Source organism: Bradyrhizobium sp. STM 3557, assembly GCF_045571465.1.
Classification (GTDB): Bacteria; Pseudomonadota; Alphaproteobacteria; order Rhizobiales; family Xanthobacteraceae; genus Bradyrhizobium.
Genome location: NZ_CP120697.1, coordinates 7,650,407 through 7,672,687, shown reverse-complemented (window position 1 = coordinate 7,672,687; position 22,281 = coordinate 7,650,407). Strand labels below are relative to the sequence as shown.

Annotated in this window: 22 protein-coding genes; 10 read left to right on the top strand and 12 right to left on the bottom strand. The window is 65.2% G+C overall.

Going from position 1 to position 22,281, the window contains the following annotated elements; all coding sequences use genetic code 11:
- From P6U24_RS35400 to P6U24_RS35385, 4 genes are all read left to right on the top strand, one after another.
- Positions 1 to 3,546 (top strand): helicase-related protein, encoded by a 3,546-nt coding sequence (locus tag P6U24_RS35400; RefSeq protein ID WP_407157004.1) that lies wholly within the window; start codon positions 1 to 3, stop codon positions 3,544 to 3,546.
- Between the two features lie 105 nt (positions 3,547 to 3,651).
- Entirely contained in the window at positions 3,652 to 3,873 is a 222-nt protein-coding gene (locus P6U24_RS35395; protein ID WP_407157003.1) for a S4 domain-containing protein, read from the top strand.
- A gap of 114 nt (positions 3,874 to 3,987) precedes the next feature.
- Positions 3,988 to 4,326: a ferredoxin FdxA gene (fdxA, locus tag P6U24_RS35390; RefSeq protein ID WP_407157002.1), complete on the top strand. Its 339-nt coding sequence runs from the start codon at positions 3,988 to 3,990 to the stop codon at positions 4,324 to 4,326.
- A gap of 497 nt (positions 4,327 to 4,823) precedes the next feature.
- A complete protein-coding gene (locus tag P6U24_RS35385; protein WP_407157001.1) occupies positions 4,824 to 5,636 on the top strand; it encodes a CarD family transcriptional regulator in 813 nt (270 codons plus the stop codon).
- 270 nt (positions 5,637 to 5,906) lie between these two features.
- Here P6U24_RS35385 and P6U24_RS35380 read toward each other — a convergent pair whose 3' ends face one another.
- The 3 genes from P6U24_RS35380 to P6U24_RS35370 form a co-directional block, all read right to left on the bottom strand.
- Positions 5,907 to 6,203 carry a hypothetical protein gene (locus P6U24_RS35380; RefSeq protein ID WP_407157000.1) on the bottom strand — a complete coding sequence of 99 codons (297 nt, stop codon included), beginning with the start codon at positions 6,201 to 6,203 and terminating at the stop codon, positions 5,907 to 5,909.
- A gap of 76 nt (positions 6,204 to 6,279) precedes the next feature.
- Positions 6,280 to 7,728 (bottom strand): M48 family metalloprotease, encoded by a 1,449-nt coding sequence (locus P6U24_RS35375; protein ID WP_407156999.1) that lies wholly within the window; start codon positions 7,726 to 7,728, stop codon positions 6,280 to 6,282.
- A gap of 56 nt (positions 7,729 to 7,784) precedes the next feature.
- Positions 7,785 to 8,549, bottom strand: coding sequence for a thermonuclease family protein (locus tag P6U24_RS35370; protein WP_407160706.1), 765 nt, complete (start codon positions 8,547 to 8,549; stop codon positions 7,785 to 7,787).
- Between the two features lie 224 nt (positions 8,550 to 8,773).
- Here P6U24_RS35370 and P6U24_RS35365 point away from each other — a divergent pair, with 224 nt between their 5' ends.
- The 3 genes from P6U24_RS35365 to P6U24_RS35355 all read left to right on the top strand — a co-directional run bounded on the left by P6U24_RS35365 (position 8,774) and on the right by P6U24_RS35355 (position 11,840).
- Entirely contained in the window at positions 8,774 to 9,997 is a 1,224-nt protein-coding gene (locus tag P6U24_RS35365) for an ABC transporter substrate-binding protein (RefSeq protein WP_407156998.1), read from the top strand.
- Positions 9,998 to 10,119: 122 nt separating this feature from the next.
- Complete coding sequence (locus tag P6U24_RS35360; protein ID WP_407156997.1) at positions 10,120 to 10,908, top strand: enoyl-CoA hydratase; 789 nt, start codon at positions 10,120 to 10,122, stop codon at positions 10,906 to 10,908.
- Positions 10,909 to 11,075: 167 nt separating this feature from the next.
- Entirely contained in the window at positions 11,076 to 11,840 is a 765-nt protein-coding gene (locus tag P6U24_RS35355) for a VOC family protein (RefSeq protein WP_407156996.1), read from the top strand.
- Between the two features lie 54 nt (positions 11,841 to 11,894).
- On the opposite strand, the gene P6U24_RS35350 is transcribed toward P6U24_RS35355, so the two are convergent.
- From P6U24_RS35350 to P6U24_RS35340, 3 genes are all read right to left on the bottom strand, one after another.
- Positions 11,895 to 12,716, bottom strand: coding sequence for an enoyl-CoA hydratase/isomerase family protein (locus tag P6U24_RS35350; protein WP_407156995.1), 822 nt, complete (start codon positions 12,714 to 12,716; stop codon positions 11,895 to 11,897).
- Between the two features lie 258 nt (positions 12,717 to 12,974).
- On the bottom strand, positions 12,975 to 14,135 hold the full coding sequence (locus P6U24_RS35345) for an acyl-CoA dehydrogenase family protein (protein WP_407156994.1): 1,161 nt from the start codon (positions 14,133 to 14,135) through the stop codon (positions 12,975 to 12,977).
- 204 nt (positions 14,136 to 14,339) lie between these two features.
- Positions 14,340 to 15,404 carry an acyl-CoA dehydrogenase family protein gene (locus P6U24_RS35340; RefSeq protein WP_407156993.1) on the bottom strand — a complete coding sequence of 355 codons (1,065 nt, stop codon included), beginning with the start codon at positions 15,402 to 15,404 and terminating at the stop codon, positions 14,340 to 14,342.
- Positions 15,405 to 15,646: 242 nt separating this feature from the next.
- Between P6U24_RS35340 and P6U24_RS35335 the strand changes: the two genes are divergently transcribed.
- On the top strand, positions 15,647 to 16,429 hold the full coding sequence (locus P6U24_RS35335; protein ID WP_407156992.1) for an SDR family NAD(P)-dependent oxidoreductase: 783 nt from the start codon (positions 15,647 to 15,649) through the stop codon (positions 16,427 to 16,429).
- A 135-nt stretch (positions 16,430 to 16,564) separates the two neighbouring features.
- On the opposite strand, the gene P6U24_RS35330 is transcribed toward P6U24_RS35335, so the two are convergent.
- Both P6U24_RS35330 and P6U24_RS35325 read right to left on the bottom strand, forming a co-directional pair.
- A complete protein-coding gene (locus tag P6U24_RS35330) occupies positions 16,565 to 16,831 on the bottom strand; it encodes a GlsB/YeaQ/YmgE family stress response membrane protein (protein WP_407156991.1) in 267 nt (88 codons plus the stop codon).
- Positions 16,832 to 16,896: 65 nt separating this feature from the next.
- A complete protein-coding gene (locus tag P6U24_RS35325) occupies positions 16,897 to 17,472 on the bottom strand; it encodes a YidB family protein (RefSeq protein WP_407156990.1) in 576 nt (191 codons plus the stop codon).
- A 291-nt stretch (positions 17,473 to 17,763) separates the two neighbouring features.
- Between P6U24_RS35325 and P6U24_RS35320 the strand changes: the two genes are divergently transcribed.
- Entirely contained in the window at positions 17,764 to 18,006 is a 243-nt protein-coding gene (locus P6U24_RS35320) for a hypothetical protein (protein ID WP_407156989.1), read from the top strand.
- Between the two features lie 174 nt (positions 18,007 to 18,180).
- Here the strand turns inward: P6U24_RS35320 and P6U24_RS35315 are convergent, their stop codons facing one another.
- Positions 18,181 to 18,828 (bottom strand): hypothetical protein, encoded by a 648-nt coding sequence (locus P6U24_RS35315; RefSeq protein ID WP_407156988.1) that lies wholly within the window; start codon positions 18,826 to 18,828, stop codon positions 18,181 to 18,183.
- Positions 18,829 to 19,250: 422 nt separating this feature from the next.
- On the opposite strand from P6U24_RS35315, the gene P6U24_RS35310 reads away from it, so the two are divergent.
- The gene (locus P6U24_RS35310) at positions 19,251 to 19,697 is read left to right on the top strand and encodes a hypothetical protein (RefSeq protein WP_407160705.1); all 447 of its coding nucleotides are present in this window, start codon (positions 19,251 to 19,253) and stop codon (positions 19,695 to 19,697) included.
- Positions 19,698 to 19,700: 3 nt separating this feature from the next.
- On the opposite strand, the gene P6U24_RS35305 is transcribed toward P6U24_RS35310, so the two are convergent.
- The 3 genes from P6U24_RS35305 to P6U24_RS35295 are packed head-to-tail and all read right to left on the bottom strand — an operon-like array spanning position 19,701 to position 22,201.
- Positions 19,701 to 20,642: a M28 family peptidase gene (locus tag P6U24_RS35305; protein WP_407156987.1), complete on the bottom strand. Its 942-nt coding sequence runs from the start codon at positions 20,640 to 20,642 to the stop codon at positions 19,701 to 19,703.
- A gap of 21 nt (positions 20,643 to 20,663) precedes the next feature.
- Positions 20,664 to 21,281 carry a fused MFS/spermidine synthase gene (locus P6U24_RS35300; protein ID WP_407156986.1) on the bottom strand — a complete coding sequence of 206 codons (618 nt, stop codon included), beginning with the start codon at positions 21,279 to 21,281 and terminating at the stop codon, positions 20,664 to 20,666.
- Positions 21,278 to 22,201 carry a spermidine synthase gene (locus P6U24_RS35295; protein WP_407156985.1) on the bottom strand — a complete coding sequence of 308 codons (924 nt, stop codon included), beginning with the start codon at positions 22,199 to 22,201 and terminating at the stop codon, positions 21,278 to 21,280. The genes P6U24_RS35300 and P6U24_RS35295 overlap by 4 nt, the downstream gene beginning before the upstream one ends.
- Positions 22,202 to 22,281: the final 80 nt, after the last annotated feature.

Below are 22,281 nucleotides of genomic sequence, written 5' to 3'. Positions count from 1 at the left end.
ATGGCCTTTTCTCCTCTCTCGGCGACCTCGCCCTTCGAGCGTACGCCAGATCGTGCTCCGGGCTCCGGCGTCACCGCCGTGCTCGGTCCCACCAACACCGGCAAGACCCATCTTGCCATCGAGCGCATGCTTGCGCATTCCTCCGGGATCATCGGCCTGCCGCTGCGGCTGCTTGCGCGCGAGGTCTACAACAAGATCCTGGATCGCACCTCGCGCGAGTCCGTTGCGCTGATCACCGGTGAGGAGAAGATCAAGCCGAAAAATCCGCGCTTCTGGGTCTCCACTGTCGAAGCAATGCCGCGGGATCTCGACGTCGCGTTCGTCGCGGTCGACGAGATCCAGATCGCGGCCGATCTCGAGCGCGGCCATGTCTTCACCGATCGCATCCTCAATCGCCGCGGCCGCGACGAGACGCTGTTGCTGGGCGCGGCGACCATGCGCCCGATCATCGAGCGGCTGCTGCCGGGCGCCTCGATGGTCACGCGCCCCCGATTGTCGCAGCTCGAATTCGCCGGCGACCGCAAGATCACGCGCCAGCCGCGGCGCACCGCGATCGTCGCCTTCTCCGCCGACGAGGTCTATGCGATCGCCGAACTGATCCGGCGCCAGCATGGTGGCGCCGCCGTCGTGCTCGGCTCGCTGTCGCCGCGGACACGAAACGCACAGGTTGCGATGTTCCAGAACGGCGATGTCGACTATCTCGTCGCGACCGATGCGATCGGCATGGGGCTCAATCTCGACGTCGATCACGTCGCCTTCGCCTCCGACCGCAAATATGACGGCTATCAGTTCCGAAGATTGACGCCGTCGGAATTCGCGCAGATCGCGGGCCGTGCCGGACGCGCGACGCGCAATGGCACCTTCGGCACGACCGGACGTTGTGCACCGTTCGAGCCCGAGCTCGTCAACGCGCTGCAGAACCACACCTTCGACAGCGTGAAGGTGCTGCAATGGCGCAATTCGCGGCTGGATTTCTCGTCGCTGAGCGCGCTGCAGGTCTCGCTGGCGCTGGCGCCCGGCGTTGAGGCGCTGACGCGCGCGCCGATCGCCGAAGATTTGCGCGTGCTCGATCACGCAGCGCGCGACGTCGAGGTGCGCGATATGGCGCATGGCGCCGCCGCCGTGGAGCGCCTATGGGAAGCCTGCCAGATTCCGGACTATCGCAAGCTGTCGCCGGCCGCGCATGCGGAGCTGGTGACCACGGTGTTCGGCTTCTTGATGCAAAAAGGTCGCATTCCCGATGCGTGGTATGCGTCCCAGGTCGACCAGGCCGACCGTATCGATGGCGACATCGACACGCTGTCGGGACGGATTGCACAGATCCGCACCTGGACCTTCGTCGCCAACCGGCCCGACTGGCTGCGCGACCCCGATTACTGGCAGGGGATTACCCGCGACCTTGAAAATAAATTATCAGACGCCCTGCATGAACGGCTTACGGAGCGTTTCGTTGATCGCCGTACCAGTGTATTGATGCGGCGCCTGCGGGAGAACAGTGTTTTGAATACGGAAATCGGCAAGACCGGCGAAGTGATCGTTGAGGGGCACGCGATCGGCCGCCTGGATGGATTCACCTTTGCGCCCGACACCGCCGAGGCCGGCTCCGAAGCCAAGGCCTTGCAGGCGGCCGCCCAGAAGGCGTTGGCCGGCGAGATCGAGGCGCGGGCGGAGAAGCTCTCGGCAGCTCCGGATGAGCACATCGTGCTGACATCAGACGGCACCATTCGCTGGACCGGCGATGCGGTGGCCAAGCTGGTCGCGGCCGACGACGCGCTGCATCCGCGCCTGCGCATCATCGCCGATGAGCGGCTGACGGGTGCTGCCCGCGACAAGGTGCAGGCGCGGCTCGATCTGTGGCTGAAGACGCATATCGAGAAGCTGCTCGGCCCGCTGTTCGAGCTCTCCAAGGCCGAGGACATCACCGGCATCGCGCGCGGCATCGCCTTCCAGCTCGTCGAATCGCTCGGCGTGATCGAGCGGGCGAAGATCGCCAGCGAGATGAAGGATCTCGACCAGCCCTCGCGCGCGACCTTGCGCAAATACGGCGTGCGCTTCGGCGCCTATCACATCTACCTGCCAGGCCTGCTCAAGCCGGCAGCGCGCGCGCTCGCCGCGCTGCTGTGGGCCGAGAAGCAGGGCAATGTCGACATGTCCGCGCTCACAGGTGCGCAACATCTGGCAAGCTCGGGCCGCACCTCTTTCCCTGCCGACAAGGCGCTGCCGCGCGATGCCTATCGCGTGCTCGGCTATCGCCAATGCGGCGAGCGCGCGGTGCGCGTCGATATCCTCGAGCGCCTTGCAGACCTGATCCGTCCCGCTCTGGCCTGGCGCGAGAATTCGCCCGGCGAGAAGCCGGCCGGCGCTTTCGATGGCCGCGGCTTCGTGGTGACGCAGGCGATGACGTCGCTGACGGGATCGGCCGGCGAGGACTTTGCCTCGATCCTGAAGGCGCTCGGCTATCGCATGGAGAAGCGCGCGCCGCTGCCGCCCAAACCGGTCGAGGCGCCTGCTACCGAAGCTGCACCAGCCGAGCAGGCGGCGCCGGCGGAAGCAGCTACCGCGACCTCCAATGAGGCCGGTGAGATCGTCGGAGAGACGCCGGCGGACGCAGCAGTCGATGCCGCGCCGGAGGCATCCGCTGAAGCCGTGCCCACGGTCGCGGAAGCCGCCGCAGCGCCGGTGACCGAGCAGGTGGTTGCCGCGCCGGAGCCGAGCGAGCCGGCGGCGCCCGTCTCCGCAGCCTCGACGCTGCCGACGGTCGACTTCGTCACCGCGCCGGTCGAAGCGCCCGTCGCAGAGCCGGAGCCAGCCGCAACCGAATCGATCGCTGCCGAAGCTGCTGCAGCCCCCGAGGCGCCGCAGGCCGGATTGGCCCCGCAGCCCGAGGCCGGCGCCGATGCCGCCAGCGATGTGGCGCCCGCCGCCAGCGTGACGAGCGAAGCCGCGCCGGCTGAGACAGCGGCCGCAGAGCCGGCGCCCCCAGCCGCCGCCGAGCCTGCGCTGGTCGAGGTCTGGCGGCCCGGCGGCCGTTCCGAGGAGCGCCGGCCGCGCCACGAGCATCAACGCGGTGGCCGACATCATCATCGCCCGCACCAGGAGCGTGGCCAGCAGGCCGGTGGCGAGCCGGCAGCCAGCGGCGAAGGCGAGCAGCGCGAGCGTCGCCATGGCGGTCAGGGGCGCCGCGACCGGGTCAAGGAGTTCGGCAAGGACTTTCGCAAGGGACCGCCGCGCGAGGGCGCGCAGCAGGCCGCAGGCGAGGGGCAGGCGCCCCGCGAGGATCGTCCGCCGCGCCGCGATCACGAGGGCAAGGGCCGCGACCGTGAGCGTGACCGCAACAAGGGCGGTAAGTTCGGTGGCGAGCGCGAGGGGCGTCCGGGACGCGATTTCCGCGACAAGGGCGGCCGCGACAAGGGCGGCCCGTCGCTGCGGCCGTACGCCTCGAGCGCGAATCCGCGTGAGCGCGACCGGCCGATCGATCCGAACTCGCCCTTCGCCAAGCTGGCGGCGCTCAAGGAACAGCTGTCGGCGAACAACCGCAAGGATTGATCCGCGCGCCGTCTGTCGCGCGTCGAGCAGGGAAGGGCGACGCCAACGTCCGAGACACCGTCAGAGCGCCAGCGCCTGGACAAATGGCTGTGGCATGCGCGGGTGGTGAAGGCGCGCTCGAGCGCCGCCGCGCTGGTGACATCGGGCCATGTCCGCATCAACGGCGTGCGTGAGACCTCGCCGGGTCATGGCGTGAAGACCGGCGACGTGCTGACCATCGCGCTCGATCGCAGCGTGCGCGTGCTGAAGATCGTCGGCTTTGCCGAGCGCCGCGGTGATGCCAGTTCGGCGCGCGTGCTCTATGACGAGCTGAGCGCGCGGCCGTGACAAGGTGACCGCGTCATGCGGGATTCAATTCTTGGTCCCGCTTCACTTGCGGCACATCACGTCCTGCGCTAGTCCAAGCGCCAACATGTTTTTAGACTCGTTCCGGAGCGCTGGATGACTTACGTCGTCACTGAAAACTGCATCAAATGCAAATACACTGATTGCGTCGAGGTCTGTCCGGTCGATTGCTTCTACGAGGGTGAGAACATGCTGGTCATTCACCCGGACGAATGCATCGATTGCGGCGTCTGCGAGCCGGAATGCCCGGCGGACGCGATCAAGCCGGATACCGAGCCGGGGCTGGAGAAGTGGCTCGGCGTCAATGCCGAATATGCCAAGTCCTGGCCCAACATCACCCAGAAGAAAGACCCGCCTGACGACGCCAAGGAACATGACGGCGAGGACGGAAAATTCGACAAATATTTCTCGAAAAACCCGGGCTCGGGCGACTAACCAGGCGTTTGCCGCAGTGCGGTCGCCGCACTGCCGTCGAAGCGCCGCAAAGCGCGCCTATATCAGGAAATCATCGCGCGGAAACAACGACGTAAGGCTCGATTGCGGCTGGCAATAGTCGCAATTGTCCGGGGAAAAACCGCGTTTCACTTAACCCTAACCACGCGGAACCGTCACAATACTGCCCTGACGCCCTCTAAATCATTGATTTTTGCGGGAAATGTGTTATATTGGACACATTCTCAAAGCCGAACCCGGCCATTGCGTAATTTTGTGGCCGCCCTTTTAGGTTCCCGCAACATCAAACAGGGGCGTGGCAGTTCCGCGCGCAGGCTGTGTCACAGAAAACGCGTAAAAAGAGTGCTTCCAAGAGTACCAAAAAAGCCGCCGCGGCCAGCCGCAGCGTTTCCAAGGGCCGTGCCCGGACCCCGGTAAGGGAAGTTCGGGCTGCCGCGAAGGCCTCGGCTGCCAAGTCCACCAAGAACAAAAGAAGCGCAATGCCTGAAAAGACTGCCAAGACCGCTGCCAAGGTGACGGCCTCGAAGACCGCTGCTGCCAAGGTGACTGCCAAGCCTGCTGCGCCGAAGGCGGCCGCGCCCAAGATGTCTGCGCCCAAGCCGGCACCGGCTGTGGCTGCCAAGCCCGTGACCGCCGCCAAGCCGGCCGCGCCTGCTCCGGCGCCTGCGGAGAAGAAGGTGCTGACGCAGCGTCAGGGCTTCAAGACCAACGAATATGTGGTCTATCCGGCACATGGCGTGGGCCAGATCCTGGCCATCGAGGAGCAGGAGATTGCGGGCGCCAAGCTCGAACTGTTCGTCATCAACTTCATCAAGGACAAGATGACGCTCCGCGTGCCGACCGCCAAGGTTGCCAATGTCGGCATGCGTAAGCTGTCCGACCCGGCGCTGGTCAAGAAGGCGCTGGAGACGCTGAAAGGCCGTGCCCGCGTCAAGCGCACGATGTGGTCGCGCCGCGCCCAGGAATACGAAGCGAAGATCAACTCCGGCGACATCGTCGCGATCGCGGAAGTGGTGCGGGACCTCTACCGCTCGGAGTCGCAGCCGGAGCAGTCCTACAGCGAACGCCAGCTCTATGAAGCCGCGCTCGACCGGCTGTCGCGCGAGATCGCGGTGGTGCAGCACTCGACCGAGACCGAGGCGGTCAAGGAGATCGAGTCGCAGCTCGCCAAGAGCCCGCGCCGCGGCGCCAAGGCCGAGGCTGATGCCGGCGCTGAGGGCGAGGCGGATGCCGAAGGCGATATCGATGATGCCGACGGCGACGACAGCGCCGTCGCCGACGAGGCGGCGTAACGGGTCATCCGTTCATTCGAATGCGAAAGCCCGGCCCATGGCCGGGCTTTTTGCTTTGGATCGCAGGCTTTGCTGCTGGATCTCCCCTGTCGCAACCCATTCCGCTGTCATCCCCGCGAAGGCGGGGATCCATAACCACAGGCGTAACTTGTGATCCGAGCTGTCGGCTCCAGCGAACTTCAGCACTGACAGCCGTGCGCGAGGTTTGCGGTTCGCTCGTCGATGCGATTGGCGGAACGGCGGAGCAAGTGGTTTGCCGTAGGAAAGCCTTCAGGGCCTCATCAGGTGCTTGCGCTCGGCGGCTTTCATAGCAAGCTGGCTGCGAACTTTGGAGTCGACTTCGCGTCCGGTGGCCCGCTTCCATCGTCGGAGTTCATCGACCGTCAAATCGACCTTCATAACCTGCCCTTCGATGGACTTGCTGAGGGACTCTATCATGGCCTCCGCATCGGCGAGCCATTCCTGATAGGTGCCGTGGAGGTCGGGGCAAAGACGCCTGATGTCGGCCCATTCCTCCGGCTTGTACCACGCGACTGCTATGATGGAATCGTCCGGCTGCTCCACCACGTTGCGTACCTTTGTTGCATGAGCACATGAAATTGCGCGTTCTTGCCTGGGCTGGCAAGGGCCGTGCTGCTCTGCCTCAATCCACCACGATCTTGACGCGGTCGCGCACCTTGACCTGGGCGTGGGCGTCGAGGCCGTTGAGCACGCGGAAGCGCTCGATCGGCCGGTCGACGCCGCTCATGCGATGCGCCAGCGACTCCACGGTGTCGCCGGGCTGCACGGTGATGACGCGGATGCGCAAGGGACGCGCCGACTGGATCTCGTCCAGCGTCAGGCGGCGGAACGAGTTCACGGTCTCGCGCGCATTGCGCTCGCTCTCGGTGGTCTTCTGCCGGCTGGCGAAGATGAAGCGGTAGACGTCGGCGCCGAAGCGCAGCGCATAGACCTTGAACTGCCAGGGATCGCCGCTCGCCGTGGTCGAGGCCGCGGGGAAGCCGTTGATGGTGATGTCCTCGGTCGCGGACCGGTCGACGCCCTCCATCCACCCGGAATTGAGATAGTCGCTGAGCGTCTGATCCGCCGGCACCCGCACCACGTCGAAGCGCATCGCCTGCGCGCCGCCCTCGCGGACGCCGATGACCGCCTGCGCGGTGTTGTCCAGCGTGTAGTTCTCCGGCGCCTGGAAGGTGAAGCCGAGCTTCGGATGCAGGAAGCGGCGGCCACGCACGAAGCCTTCGCTCGGGTCCTCGCCAAACACGATGTTGTCGATCGCGGAGAGATAGGTCTCGCGATCGTGCTCGTTGGCTTCCGTCGAGACGTAATTCTTGGCGACCGACGCCGCGTTCTGCACCCGCTCGGGCGTCGCCGGATGCGACGAGAGGAAGTCCTGCGCGCGCGGGTCGATCGGCGTCTTGCCGGCCTTCAGCTCGGCATTGCGTTCCATCGAGGTCAGGAAGCGCGCCGCGCCATAGGGATCGAAATGCGCCTTGGCTGAGATGCCGACGCCGATGCCGTCGGCCTCGAACTCCTGGGTGCGCGAGAAGCTCGCCATCGTCAGCTTGGTCTTGGCCAGCGCCAGCGCGGTGAGGTCTGGATCGTTGTTGGCGTCGGAGGCGACGCGGGTGACGAGCCGCGCCTGGTCCTCGCGGATGGCAGCGTGCTTTGCCAGCACATGCGCCATCTCGTGGCTCAGCACCGACGACAGTTCCGAGGTGTCGTTGGCGAGCGCGATCAAGCCGCGGGTCACGTAGAGCTGTCCGGTCGGCAGCGCGAAGGCGTTGACCGCCCCCGAGTTCAGGATCGTGACCTTGTAGCCCTGCTCCGGATGATCCGAGGCTGCGACCAGGCGATCGACCGTCTTGCTGATCAGGGCCTCGAGATGAGGGTCGTCATACGAACCACCATAGGTCGCAAGGATGCGCTCGTGCTCGCGATCGCTTGCGGGCGTGGTCTGCACGATGGCCGGTTTCGGGCGCGGCGTCGGCAGAGGAGCCGTCGTCGTCTGCACATTCCCCATGCCACTGCAGCCGGCGAGTGCGAGGCCGGCGCACAAAAGAGCCGCCGCGACCTGGAGGCCGCGAATCATCGCTCTGTCGTGCTGCTGCACAATCCCGTTCACGTCGCTACTCGCGTACCTTCGTGTCAGTTGCTGTTCAATATCTCAATCTGGGCCGTCTGGAAAACATCGATCCGTGGTCCAGAATTGGTGCCTCTCTGGGCCTCGACCCAGCCGCGCACCCGAATCCGTCGATTTTCGAGGGATTTAACAGAAAGCCCGGCTGCTTCGAGCACGGGCAATATACGCCTTGAGATAGTCACAGCGAAGCCCCGTGTCCAGTTGTGTCCGAAGTTGAGATAGGTAGTTGCGCCCGCCTGTCGTACGGACAACACCTTCCCTTCGACAACCGTAAATCGCCCAATCCCAGACAAAATATCGTCTGGACTTTCCGCGTTTTTTATGACGCCGGCACCCCAAATACCACGGTGTGCGAGGCGCGCCTCGGCCTCCGCGGCGGCGAGCAGGCGCGCACATTCCGAATCAGTGACGTCGGGCGCGGCCAGGGCTTCGCCCTGCGCCACCAGCTCGCGCTGGACCAGCGTGCCCGTGTCGGCGAGCGCGACGAATGCACGCTGCCTTCCGTAACGGTCGGGTGCGTCGTCGTCGCTGCGCAAGGTCACGTCGCGATGTTCGATCAGCGCAGCCAGCGTGTCTTGTGCACTCCGGCGTGTGTCGGAGATCGCGGTCTCGATGCCCGCAAGCTTGATCTCGCGGCCATCGTCGAGGCGGAAGCTGCTGTTATCGACGATCGCGGCGACATGGCCTTCGCCCTGATCGGCGAATCCGCAAGGCGCCGCCGCGCGCAGCGACGACGCCGGCGCGCTCGCGAGCACGATCGCGCCGAGCATCGGCAGGGCGCAATGCGCAAGCAGGCCGGCCGCCTTGTTCGAGAGATTCGACATGGGCGCATCATTCCACGAAAAATCCACTCCATCGAACGAAAAACGAAATGTCGCACCGCGCGCAACGGCGCCCGGCCTGCTTGCTGGCTTGCCGGTGCTGCGCCATGATGCGGCCAATCACAACAACGGCCGCCGCGCCCCTGCGGCGTGTCCGGCAGGGAGGATGATGGATGAGACGGATTCGTTCCGGCGTGGGCGCGTCGCTGCTTGCTTTGGCGTCGCTGTGTGCGCTGGCCACCGCCGGTGCGCAGGCGCAGGACAAGCCGCCGCTGAAGATCGGCGGCATCCTCGACATGTCGAGCCTGTATGCCGACATCACCGGCCCGGGCAGCCTGGAGGCCGCCAAGATGGCGGCGGAGGATTTCGGCGGCCAGGTGCTCGGCCGCAGGATCGAGGTGATCGCGGCGGACCATCTCAACAAGGCCGATCTTTCCGCCAACATCGCCCGCGACATGATCGACAATCAGGGCGTCGAGATGATCTACGACGTCGCAGCTTCGGCGACCGCGCTCGCCGCCGGCGAGATCGCCAAAGCGCGGGGCAAGATCATCATCTTCAACGGTCCAGGGTCGATCCGGCTCACCAACGAGGCATGTGGTCCGTACACCGTGCACTACGTGTTCGATACCTATGCGCAGGCCAACGTCACCGGCCTTGCCGGGGTCAAATCCGGGCTCGACACTTGGTTCTTCCTGACGGTCGATTACGCCTTCGGCCAGGACCTGGAGAAGGACACCACCAATGTGGTGGTGAAGTCGGGTGGCAAGGTGCTTGGCAGCGTCCGCCATCCGCTCAACACCTCCGATTTCTCCTCCTTCCTGCTGCAGGCGCAGGCCTCTAAGGCCAAGGTGATCGGGCTGGCGAATGCCGGCGGCGACACTATCAACGCGATCAAGCAGGGGGCCGAGTTCGGCATCGTCAAGGGAGGCCAGAAGCTGTCGCCGCTGCTCGCCTTCGTGTCCGATATCGACAGTGTCGGGCTCGAGACAGCGCAGGGCCTGCTGCTGGCGGAAGCCTGGTACTGGGATCTCAACGACGAGAGCCGCGCCTTCACCAAGCGCTTCATGGAGCGCACCAAGCGGGTGCCGACCTCGGCACAAGCTGGCGTCTATTCCTCCGTGCTGCATTATCTGGGCGCGGTGAAGGCCGCAGGCACGATCGATCCGGCTGCCGTCATGAAGGTGATGAAGGCTACACCGATCAACGACATGTTCGCTCATGGCGGCCGCATCCGCGAGGACGGCCGCATGGTGCATGACATTTATCTGTTCGAGGTGAAGAAGCCCAGCGAGTCGAACGGGCGCTGGGACGATTACAAGCTGCTCGCCACCGTGCCGGGCAACGAGGCGTTCCAGCCGCTGGAGCAGTCGCGTTGTCCGCTCGTGAAGAAATAGCTTCGTCATTGCGAGGAGCGTCAGCGACGAAGCCATCCAGCTCTTAATGCTTGTTCTGGATTGCTTCGCTTCGCTCGCAATGACGAGGGGAGAGAGTTCGCATTGCAAAGAAAGTGAATGCCATGACCGACACCGTCCTGCAGCATCTCGAAGACGGCCTGCTCACCATCACCATGAACCGCCCGGAGCGACGCAACGCGCTCAATCCGGAGATGACCAAGGCCCTGGTCGACGCCGCCACGCGCGCGGCCGACGATGCCGCGGTGCGCGCGGTGCTGCTGAAGGGTGCCGGCGGCACCTTCTGTGTCGGCGGCGACGTCAAGTCGATGGCGGAGGGCAAGGCGCCGCTCGCCTTCGAGGCCAAGGTCTCGACCCTGCGCGAGCGCATGGAGGTGTCGCGCATTCTGCATCTGATGCCGAAGCCCGTGGTAGCGCAGATCGATGGCGCCGCGGCCGGCGCCGGCCTGTCGATGGCGCTGGCCTGCGACCTGCGCGTCGCGTCGGAATCCGCCAAGATCACCACCGCCTTCGCCAAGGTCGGGTTATCAGGCGATTATGGCGGCACCTATTTCCTCACGCAGCTGCTCGGCAGCGCGAAAGCGCGCGAGCTCTACCTGATGTCCCCGGTGCTGACGGCGAGGGAAGCGCTCGCGCTGGGCATGGTGACGAAGGTGGTCGCGGACGGCGAGATCGAGGTCGCTGCACGCGAGCTCGCGCTGTCGCTGGCCCACGGCCCGACGGTGACGCTCGGCTATATCAAGCGCAACATCAACAACGCCGAGACCGCCTCGCTGGAAGCCTGTTTCGATGCCGAAGCGATCCACCATTCGCGCTGCAGCGAGACAGCCGACCACAAGGAAGCCGCCAAGGCGTTCGTCGAAAAGCGCCAGCCGGTGTTCCAGGGGAAGTAGTTGCCGAGAAGGTGGTGCGCTCCCTCCCCCTTGCGGGGAGGGAGGGGGGTGCCGCAAGCGACACCGCCGATGTTGACCCCCACCCCCGACCCCTCCCGGCAAGGGGGAGGGGAGTGCACCGTATTCACGGAGGTATTCTCCTCGGCTTATCAGCAAAGGAGCCGATCATGACCGGCTATCTCCATCTGCGCCAAGTCTGTCTGGTGGCCCCGCAGCTCGAACCTACGGTGTCCGACCTTGCGGCGATCATGGGGCTCAATGTCTGCCACCGCGATCCGCACGTCGCCAAGTATGGCCTGGACAACGCGCTGTTGCCGGTCGACACCATCCTGCTCGAAGTGGTGGCGCCGACCAGGGAGGGCACCGCAGCGGGGCGCTTTTTGGAGAAGACGGGTGGCCATGGCGGCTACATGGCGATCTTTGCCTGCGACGATCCGGACGCGCGGGCGGCGCGCGCCAATGCGCAGGGCGTGCGCACCGCCAACGTGATCGATCATCCGCCGTATCACGGGGTGCAGCTGCACCCCCGTGACTGCCGCGCGGCCTTCATCGAGCTCAATCACACCGACGGCAGCGACGATGTGCGCGGGCCCTATCCGCCGGCCGGACCGGACTGGCAGCGATCGATCCGAACCGAACAGACGCGCGCGCTGATCGGCGTTGAATTGCACAGCCCGCATCCGGCCGGACTCGCCGACCATTGGGGCCGCATCCTCGACATCAAGCCGACAACGGATGTCGATGGCAGGCCCCAGCTCGAGCTGCCCAATGTGTGTCTGCACTTCCTGCATGGCGAACGCGAGCTCATGGCCGGGCTGACCTTTCGCGTCGCCGATATCGAGCAGATCCGCGCATCAGCGCGAGCGCGCTGTCACGCGATCGCCGATCACAAATTCCTGCTGGGCGGCGTGACGTTCACCTTGGTGGAGTAACGCCGCTATCGCTAGGCACGCTGCGCACCCTCGCATCAACAACGACGTGAGGCCTCACCGCCCCTTGAAGTTGGCGACGCGGCGCTCCTCGGTGGCCTTGACGCCTTCCTTGAAGTCCTCGGTGGCGCGCAGGCGCGTCTGCTCTTCGAGCTCGTGATTGGTCGCCGCCAGCACGCGATCGGCGAGGCCGGCGCGCATGGTGGCGCGGGTCGAGAGCAGGCCGAGCGGCGAGCATTCGGCGATCTCGGACGCAAGCTTCATCGCGGTGGTGCGAACCTCGTTCTGCGGCACGCATTCATTGGCGAGGCCCCATTGATAGGCTTGCTCGCCGGTGACGCGGCGACTGGTGTAGAACATCAGCTCCGCATTGTTCTTGCCGATCAACTCGGGCAGCGTGACCGTGAGCCCGAAGCCCGGGTGGAAACCGAGCTTGGTGAAGTTCGCCGAGAAGCGCGCCTCGGGGCAGGTGACGCGGAAGTCGGCCGCGACGGCAAGGCCAAGACCGCCGCCGATCGCTGCGCCATGCACGGCGGCGACGATCGGCTTCCTGGCGCGGAAGATCCGCACGGCCTGAATGTAGAGATGGTTGATCGGGCCGAGACTGTCGGCCGGATCGCCCTTCGCCCTGCCTTCGGCCTCGCGTGCTTCCTGCGCCTGGCGCGCCGGATCGTTGAAATTGGCGCCGGCGCAGAATGCCTTGCCTTGGGCAGCTAACACCGAGGCGCGGATCTCGATGTCGTTGTCGAACGCGTCCAGCGCGTCCGCAATCTGGTTGATCAGCGAAATGTCGAAGAAGTTGAGCGGCGGCCGGCGGATCTCGATCAGGCCGACATGGCCATGGGTCTCGACGCCGATGTCAGTGAAGGTGGTGGCCATTATCTGTCTCCTGTGAACGTAAGTCTCTCCACGAGTGGTGCACCCTCTCCCCTTGTGGGAGAGGGTGCCTCGCGAAGCGAGGCGGGTGAGGGGTCTGTCTCCGCGTGCACGGCTAGTCGAGAGAGACCCCTCACCCGTCCCGCATTTCGCTTCGCTCATGCGGGCCACCCTCTCCCACAGGGGGAGAGGGTGCACCGAGCAAGCCGCGCGAAGGAGCGCCTGAGACTTGTAGCTCGCACGTCTGGGGCGTTCGTCGCCTCACCGCAGCCCGAGCCCACGGGCGATGATGCCGCGCAGCACCTCGGTGGTGCCGCCCTGGATGGTCAGCTTCGGCGCGGTGCGGATTGCGAAAGTGAGCTGGTTTTCCAGCGTCTCGCGATTGCCGGCGTCCTCGTCGATGAAGGCGGCGAGGTCGCGCACGCGGTGCGGCAATTGCTGCTCCCACACCGTGCCAATGTCCTTGACGATCGAGGCTTCCACCACCGGCTCCTTGCCGGCCTGCAGCATGCCGGCGACCGAGACTGACATGCGGCGCATGGTGTGCAGCTGCGCCACCAGCCGGCCAATGCCTTCGGCGCTGCGGCTGTCGGGGTTGGAGCCGACGGCGCGCACCAGCTCCGTGAGCACGTAGTAGGTCTCGAGGAAACGCTCCGGCCCCGAGCGCTCATAAGCGAGCTCGCTCGTCGCCTGCTTCCAGGCGCCGTCGATCTCGCCAAGCTGATGATCGTCGGGAATGAAGACGTCGGTGAACACGACCTCGTTGAACTCGAATTGGCCGGTGATCTGGCCGATTGGATTGACCTTGATGCCCGGCGTCTTCATGTCGACCAGGAACTGGGTGAGGCCGTGGCGGCGGTTCTCCTTGGTCGGCTGCGAGGTGCGGAAGATCGCGATCATGTAGTCGGCCATGTGCGCCGACGAGGTCCAGATCTTGCTGCCGTTGATCAGCCAGCCGCCATCGGTCTTGGTGGCGCGGGTCTTGGCCGCGAACAGGTCGGAGCCCGAATTCGGCTCGCTCATGCCGATCGCAAAGCACACCTCGCCGCGGCAGATGCGCGGCAGGATGTCCATCTTGATGTGCTCGGGCGCGTAGCGCAGCAGGATCGGGCCGCTCTGGCGATCGGCGACGAAGAAGCGGCGGGTCGGCGCGTTGGCGACGCGCATCTCTTCGGTGACGACATAGCGCTCCAGGAACGAGCGCTCATGGCCGCCATATTTCTTCGGCCAGGTCATGCCGATCCAGCCGCGCTCGCCGACCCGGCGGCAGAAGGCGCGCGCGTCCGCATCCTCGCGCAGCGGCTGGAACGGATTGAAGGTGCCGGCGGCGATCTCCTCCGCGAGAAACGCGCGCACCTCCTGGCGCAGCTTCTCGCATTCGCTCGGCAGTCGGATCGGATCGAAACGCAGCGCTGCGGTCATGAGAAATATCCAATAGAGAGCTTGCTATTGCGGCGAGGCGAACTGCGCCCCCTCTCCCATAGGGAGAGGGTTGGGGTGAGGGGATCAGGTCTATCGATGGACCGTAACCCCTCACCCGGATTGCATCTGACGATGCAATCCGACCTCTCCCGATGAGAGAGGTGAAGAGTTCCGTGCCGTTCTGAGTTTGTCGCCATCGCCTTCTCACCGCGACGCGACCAAGGGCCACAGCTCGTCGGCGCCGCGCGCGGCGATGCGCTTGCCGAGCTCGACGGCCCAGTAGCTCTCGGAGCCGAAATCGTCGCGCCAGGCGAGCGCGCGCAAGGTGAAGCGATGCAGGATGTGCTCGATGGTGAAGCCGATGGCACCATGCACCTGGTGCGCAATGGCGCTGCCCTTCTCGGCGGCCTCGGCGCAGCGGATCTTGGCCGAGACGGCTTCGAGGAACACCGCATCGTCGGGCGCGGTGCCGCTCGCGAGCGTGTCGGCGGCGGAGGTCGCAGCCGCGAGCGCTGCCGCGGACTCACCGGCAAGCCGCGCGAGATTATGCTGCACGGCCTGGAATTTTGCGATCGGCTTCTCGAAGGCGACGCGCTCGCCGGCATATCTCACGCTGATGTCGAGCATCGATTCCAGCGCGCCCGCGATCTGCAGGCTGCGCACGACGCCGCCCATCAGCATCAGCGTGGTCTGATCGAAGCCGTTCGGCGCGGGCTTTGCGGTGATCGGCTCGACCTTGTCGAAGACGATGGTGTCGCTGGTATCGTTGGCGAGGTTGAGGTGGCCTTCGATCCGCAGCTTCGCGGCGTCGACCAGCGCGATCACGGCGCCGTCAGCACCGTTTGCGATCACCGCGACGTGCTTGGCCGCCTTGGCGAAGGGCACGCCACGGGCCCGGCCCGACAAGGTGCCGTCGGCATTGCTGATGACGCGATCCCTGGGGCTCGCGGGCGCGACCGTCATCTCGCCGTTAGGCGAGGCGATGCCGGCCTGCGCCAGCAGCCATCCGGCGAGCATGGTCTCGGCGAGCGGGACGGCGATCGCGAAACGTCCGGCGGCGCCGAGCACGCCGAAGCCATCCGCAAGGCTGGCGCCGGAGCCGCCGTGCTCCTCGCTCACCCAGGCCAGCGGCAGTCCGGCCTCGCTCAGCGCCTGCCAGAGCGGCGCCTTCCACTGGCCCTGCTTGTCGCGATTGACCTCTTGCGCGTCGGCGAGATCGGCAAAGATCTTCTCGGCCGTCTCGACGACGATGTTCTCACCTTCCGCCACAGCGCTCCTCGCCTCTTGCGGCACCCACTTACGGCCGGATGCCTTTCATTGAGGAGCATGATGAGGAAAAGGCCTTGTCCTGACAAGCGCTTCAGTCGCAGGGCGGTGTCCGGCCATGACATGGACAGGCTGCTACCGTGAATTTGGCACGAGGGTTTTCCGTGCAATGGAGTTTGGCGGATTTGGCAAGCGGAGGCGAACTTGGCTAAGACAGCCGCTCAATCAACAAGGAGGATACGCCGATGGCGAAGGATGGGCTGTGCGCAATCGTGACGGGCTCGGCATCGGGGCTGGGAGCTGCGACCGCAGTCCTCCTCGCCAGGAGCGGCGGCCGCATCGTCGTCAACTACGCGAGCAGCAAGAGCGAGGCGGAGCAGACCGCCGATCTCTGCGCCAAGGAGGGCGCAGAGGTCGTCGTGGTGCAGGGCGATGTCTCGCGTGACGAGGACTGTAAGAGGATCGTCGCCGCGGCGAGCGACTGGGGCCGGCTCGACGCGCTCATCAACAATGCCGGCACCACCAAACACGTCGCCCATGGCGATCTCGACGGACTGTCGGCGGAGGACTTTCAGCGCATCTATGGCGTCAACACGATCGGGCCGTTCCAGATGGTGCGCGCCGCGCGGTCCCTGCTGGAAGCAGCGGCCAAGGAGAGCGGCCGGGCCTCTGCCGTCGTCAACGTCTCATCGGTCGCCGGCATCACCGGCATCGGCTCGTCAGTCGCCTATGCGGCGAGCAAGGGCGCGCTGAACACCATGACCCTGTCGCTGTCGCGCGCGCTGGCGCCGCTGATCCGCGTCAACACGGTTTGCCCCGGCTATATCGATACGCCCTGGTTCACCAAGGGCCGCGGGGAGGCGCAGGCCAAGCAGGTGCGGGATGCGGTGATCGCGCGGGTGGCGCTCAAGGTCGCTTCATCCGCGGAGGACATCGCGCAGCTCGTCTGCTTCCTCGCCAGCCCCGCCTCCAGCCACATGACCGGCGAGGTGGTGCGGATGGATGCGGGCATGCATTTGATTTCGTAGTTCGTCGTCATTGCGAGGCGCAACGCGCCGAAGCAATCCAGGGCCACGCAAGGATTCTGGATTGCTTCCGCCGTCGCTCTTCGAGCTATGGCGGACAAGTCGTCGCTGACGCTCCTCGCAATGCCGGCGGAGAGATCACCGATTGAAGTCGCGGATGGTGCCGCTGGCGACCAGCCGGTTCCAGATGAACAGCACCACCACTGCGCCGATCGTCGCCGTGATGAAGCCCGCGCCCTCGTTGGGACCGTAGTGCCCGATCGCCTGGCCCACGGCGGTCGCCAGGAAGGCGCCGAGAATGCCAAGCACGATGGTCATGATGAAGCCGCTCGGATTATTCGGGCCCGGCGACAGCAACCGCGCCAGCAGCCCGGCGACAAAACCCACGATCAGAACATACAGCATGGTCCTCTCCCCTGATCTGCTCGGCAGCAGCCGACACGACCGTTAAAGGCGTCCTGACGATTTGACTAAATGCGCCCCGACAGTTCATCCGGGTTCGGCAGCCGTCCATCCGGCGTCAGATGATCGACCACCTTCGGCAGATATTGGCTGAGCCCGTCGAGCAACTCGTCCCGCGACATGCCGCTTTGCTGGGAGAGCTGGTCGAGCTGATCAGCGCCGAGCGCATTGGCCAGATCGCCCTTGGAGATCGGCTGGTTCTGTCCCTTGCCGACCCATGAATTGGCAACCTCGCCCTGGCCGTTCTGCTGGAACTGGTGGAGCAGGTCGCCAAGCCCACCGGAAATCACGCTGCCAGCTGCGCCACCCGCGAGCAGGCCCCCTAATCCGCCGGACAGGATGTTGCCAAGTCCCCCACCAAGCCCCCCGCCGCCTGCGCCGCTGGAGGGCGGCGGAACGGATTGCGGGGCCGGCGCAGTGCTCGGCTGCGCGCCGCCTTGCGAGAAGTGCCTCAACGCCTTCCAGGCCAGCAAGCCCAGGATCGCCATCGTCATCGGCGACATGCCGCCGTTAGACTGCGTACTGGGATGAGAAGGCCCGTGGGGCCCGTTCTGCATACCGTTGAGGATGTCGAGTAAGCCCATCACTGCCTCCTGCGGTTGTCACCGGTAAAAATACTGGTCGGCGATCACGGTTACAAGACGCTCACGACGCCGTGCGCATTTCGTGCAGGCTTCGTGCAGGTGCAGGTGCAGGTGCAGCATGGCGGTGTTCGACGCAGCTTCGCATTGTCTTGCGCTGGGTGCAGCCGTGCCGCAGCCTCACCGTCGATGCGGCGCAGAAGAAGAGCCGTGAAACTCCGCCCTTGAAAACGGGGCGGATTGCCGCTCAGCTCGCCACCCGGCGCACGCCATGGCAGCGCGCAGGAGGGCATGATGAGAAAGAAGACGCTCGCCGGCTGCGCGCTGGTGTTGGCTGGATTGGCCGTGCTACTCGCAATGAGGTCGGCCGAAGCGGCGCCGCCGACCGTGGTGCCTTCGCCTGGATATGATGCAAGGCTGCGCGAGGAGAGATCGGCGCGCATTCCGCCGCCGCCGGAGATGGCTCTGCCGACGCCCCTGCCGCGCCCCAGGCCACACCATCGCCACCGCCGACGGGCCACCGGTCGCGGCTTCTAGAGCCTTTTCCGTTCCGATTGATCGGAACGGGCTCTAGGTTTTGTTTTGACGCGTTTTCTTCACGCGAACCGGTGTCCACTTCGCTTGAAAACGCTCTATTGATCGGGTGAGCGCAGCCGCGCACCGGCTGCGCGCGAACTTTCGGGGCCGTAATGGCGCCGGGTGTTCGCAGCGTCAGCCCTTCTTCGCCTTCGTGGCCGACTGAGCCGCAGGCCCGCCGAACAGCTTCTTCAGCTCGCCCAGCTTCTCCGACAGCACCGGCCAGTTGCAGGAGAAGCTGTCCTTGGCGGCTTCCTTGGCGCAGGCCGCCGCCTTCGCGCGGGCGCGGGCCTCGGCGAGCGCCGCCGGTGACAGCGGCGGCCTCGGCCGCTGCATCGGGATCGGTACCTTTTCGCCGAACGTCGGCGGCTTGTCGATCTCGCCGCGCAGCGCGACCGGTTGCGGCGTCTGCTGCTGCGACATCAACGCCGCGGTGACGCTGTCGTGGCGCTGCTTCTCGAGATAGAGCGTGTATTGCTGGTCGATGTATTTCTGCTCCTCCGGCGTCGGGTTGGGCCCGGCGATGTCGAAGCTGCGGTCCTGCATGAAGTCGTAGTAAGTGTAGCCGCCGCCCGCCTTGCGCCGGCCCGCGAACTTCGCGTTGCACTCGGCGAGCGCCGCTGTCTTCTGCTCCTTGGTCGCGGATTTTTCGGCGAGGTCGGCGCATTCCTCGAAATCGGCCGGAGCGCTGCTCCACCATTCTGCGCGCACTCGTTGAGGTTGCAAAATCGCCGAGACGACGGCTGCTGCAAGCAGTAGGACTGGTAGGCGGGACACCAACACGAACAAACTTCCTCAGCGCATTTCGCCGGTGAGATTACGAGGAATTGTCGCCAATTTGCGGCGACGTGTCACCTCAATGCTGCGCATCGTGCGGCTTTTTGGCTGGCGCGGCGCGATGTTGTGTCGGCGACGACACAGCATTGGCGTCGCTCTACGTGTGCATGCGGGCGAGAGCGCGCAGATTGAGTCCATCGTGCCACACCGAACAACATGGTACCGCGACCATATCTCGCAAAGGTTGAGTGGTCGGGTGTCTCGCGTAATGTGATGGCTGCGTGCGCGTCGTGCGCGGGCACGCCGCATGCCCATTGGCGGGCAATGTCCGCTCCGGTTCCGAGATCGATTTCCGCTGTGCTTATCTCCTTGATTCCTGCGGCCCGCAGCTTTCGCCCCGTTATACTGATGTTGCCAGCTTGGGGGAGATGGCCGTGCAGTATCGTCATACGCAGCCGGGAATCTTCAGCGTCGCGATCTGTCTCGTCTCCGGCGCGTTTGGCGCGGTGCTGCTGCTCAATGCGGGTTACCGCTGGCCGGCCATCGTTCTGCTGGTGACCGAATCCGTGGTCGCGATCCTGTTCTCGTCGCTGACGGTCGAGGTGGAGAGCCGTGAACTGCGCTGGTATTTCGGGCCCGGCCTGTGGCGCTACCGGCTGCCGCTTGTCGCAATCAAGGAAGTCGCCGTGGTGCGCAATCATTGGTGGCAGGGTCTTGGCCTGCGCATGGCGCCGGGGCCGCGGCTCTATACCGTCTCGGGTCTCGATGCCGTCGAGCTGCGCCTTGGGCCGAACGACATCAGGCGCATCGGCACCGACGACGCGCATGGGCTGGCGGCCGCGATCCGCGCCGCCTTGTCGTCACCGGCACGATGACGCTCATGGTGCATACAGATATTGCAGCAGGGTGCGCCCGACCGTCTGCAGACTGTCGGCCGAGCATTTGTCGATCGTGTCCTGCGTGGTGTTGAAATAGGGCTCGTAGTCGAAATCGATCACCAGGAAGCTCGGAATGCCGGCGCCCTGCAGCGCCGTGTGATCGTCGGCGATGTCGTAAGAAGTCGATTTGCCGACGAAGGCGCCGGGCGCAATCTTGTCGCCGATGCTCCAGAACTTCGTCACCTCCAACCTTGCAGAGGCAATCGACGACGGCTCCGGCCGCAGCTTCAGATCGCTATCGCACACCATGTCGAAATCGACCGCCTTTTCCGGCAGCTGCGTGGGATAAAAGTCCTTCAGGTGCGCGACGAAGTAGGGTGAGCCGAGGGGATGCCAGGTCGGATCGCCGGCGCCCAGCGATTTCGGGCCTTCCTCGCCGTCGAAGAAGATCATGTCGATGCCGATCTCGGGCTTTGGCAACAGCGACAGCACGCGCGCGGTCTCGAGCAGCAGCGCCACGCCGGAGGATGAGTTGTTGGCGCCAGGCATCGGCGCGTCCGGCGTCTTGGGATCGCGATAGGCCTTGACGATGCTGTCGTAGTGGGTGGCGACGATGACGCGGCGCGGGTTCTGTACCTGGAAGCGGGCGATGATGTTGGTCAGATGCAGCGGCTTGCCATCATCATCGTTGACAATGAAGCTCTGCGTCATTACCGCGTCCGCCGAGCTCTTGGCCATCGCGGCCTTGATGTAGTCGATGGTCTCCTGATGCCCGGGGTGCTCCATTGAGCGCGGCGTGAAGCGCAGGAGATCGGCGATGTGGCCGAGCGCGCGCTTGCCGTCCCACAGCTCGGTCTGAACCTCGGAGGCGAGCGCGGGCTGCGCGGCTGCGACGAGCAAGGCTGCCGCGGCGGCGAAAACGTGCTGACGGAAGTTGTTCACCTGCGACCTCGCCGGACGAAATCAGGAAGGCTTCTTGTTGAACGGGATGAAAAGAATCCCTGCGCAAAGCGCCAGCACCGCCGCGAACCAATAGGTGATCGCGCGCGAGCCGATCGCGGGAATCAGCGTGAAGGTCGTGAACAGCGTGCCGACCACATTGCCGATGGTCGAGACGCCGTAGACCAGGCCTGCCACGCGACCGGCCTCCTGCGCCGAGCGGGTCAGCAGGCTGACCGCGATCGGCGAGAAGGTGCCGAGCAAGGTGAGCGGGACCAGCAGCAGCACGGTGGAGGCGAGCAGGGTGGCGGAGGCGCCATCGCCCATCCGCTCCAGGATCTCGGACATGATCTGGTCCGCGGTCGCCGGCACCAGCGCCAGGTAGACTGCCGCGATCAGGATCATCACGCCCATGGTGCGCGCCGTGGGCTTGCGATCGACCAGGGCGCTGCCGGCGAAATAGCCGATCGCGAGCGCGCACAGCACGGTGGAGATCAGGCTCGCCCAGGTGCCGATGCCGCCGCCAAAATAGGGAAACAGATAGCGGCTGCCGAGCATCTCGAAGCCCATCAGCACGCTGCCGACCAGGAACGCGCAAGTGTAGACTGCGAGCGCGGAGGCGCGGGACAGGGCTGCGGTCACGGCATCTTCCTGTTGTGACGCTCGATATTCTTCAGCGTCTCGACCGGCGCGAAATCATCCGTCAGCACCTTGGCGTCGGCCGCGATCACCTGACCGGCATTGATGTCGATGCGCCGCCGCTCGGCCAGCATGTCCTTGAGGCTGTAGCGCAGGCCGTATGCCTTGTCGCGCGCCTCGGCGAGCCCGGCGAGATCCTCCGCCTTGCGCTCGTCACCGCCATAGCCGACCGTGACGATGTTGCCGTCGGCGCGATAGAAGTCGAGCTGCGGAAACACGGCATTGATCGTCTTCACCGCGGAGTCGAACAGCATGGTGGAAGGCTCGACATTCTGCGCCACCACGCCGCCATCGGCGAGATGATCCTTGACGATCGTGTAGAATTCCTTGGTCAGCAGGTGAAACGGCACGAACGGGCCGCGATAGGCGTCGATCAGGATGATGTCGTACTTCTCCTTCGACTCCTGCAGGAACAGCCGGCCATCGCGATTCGCCACATGAAATTTCGGCTCCTCCTTGATGCCGAAATATTTCTTCGCGAACTCCAGCACCGTGGGATCGAGCTCGACCGAAGTCACCTGCGTATCGGGCAGGAACTTGTGCAGATACCAGGCGGTGCGGCCGCCGCCGAAGCCGATCTCCAGGATCGAATGCACGTCCTTGGCGTACATCAGGGTTGCGGTCATGAAGCGTGTATAGTCGACCGGCAGGTCGCGCTCGTCGCGGGTGTTGTAGACGCTTTCGGTATAGATGCGCCGGTTATGCCCGAAGGTCATGCTGCGATAGGGCGGCTGCTCGTACACGTAAATGTTATTGTAGAGCGACTCCTTGGACTCCAGCAGGTTGCGGGTGTCCTGCGCCGGCGCGGCCGAAGCCAAAAGGGCGCTTGCGAGCATGCCGAAAATGACCGACCGGATGAGCATCGACGTTTCTGTTTCCCTCGGCTGACGACTGGGCTGGGCGCGCCGGATGGCAAGGTAGGCATGGGACGGCGCAGGAACCG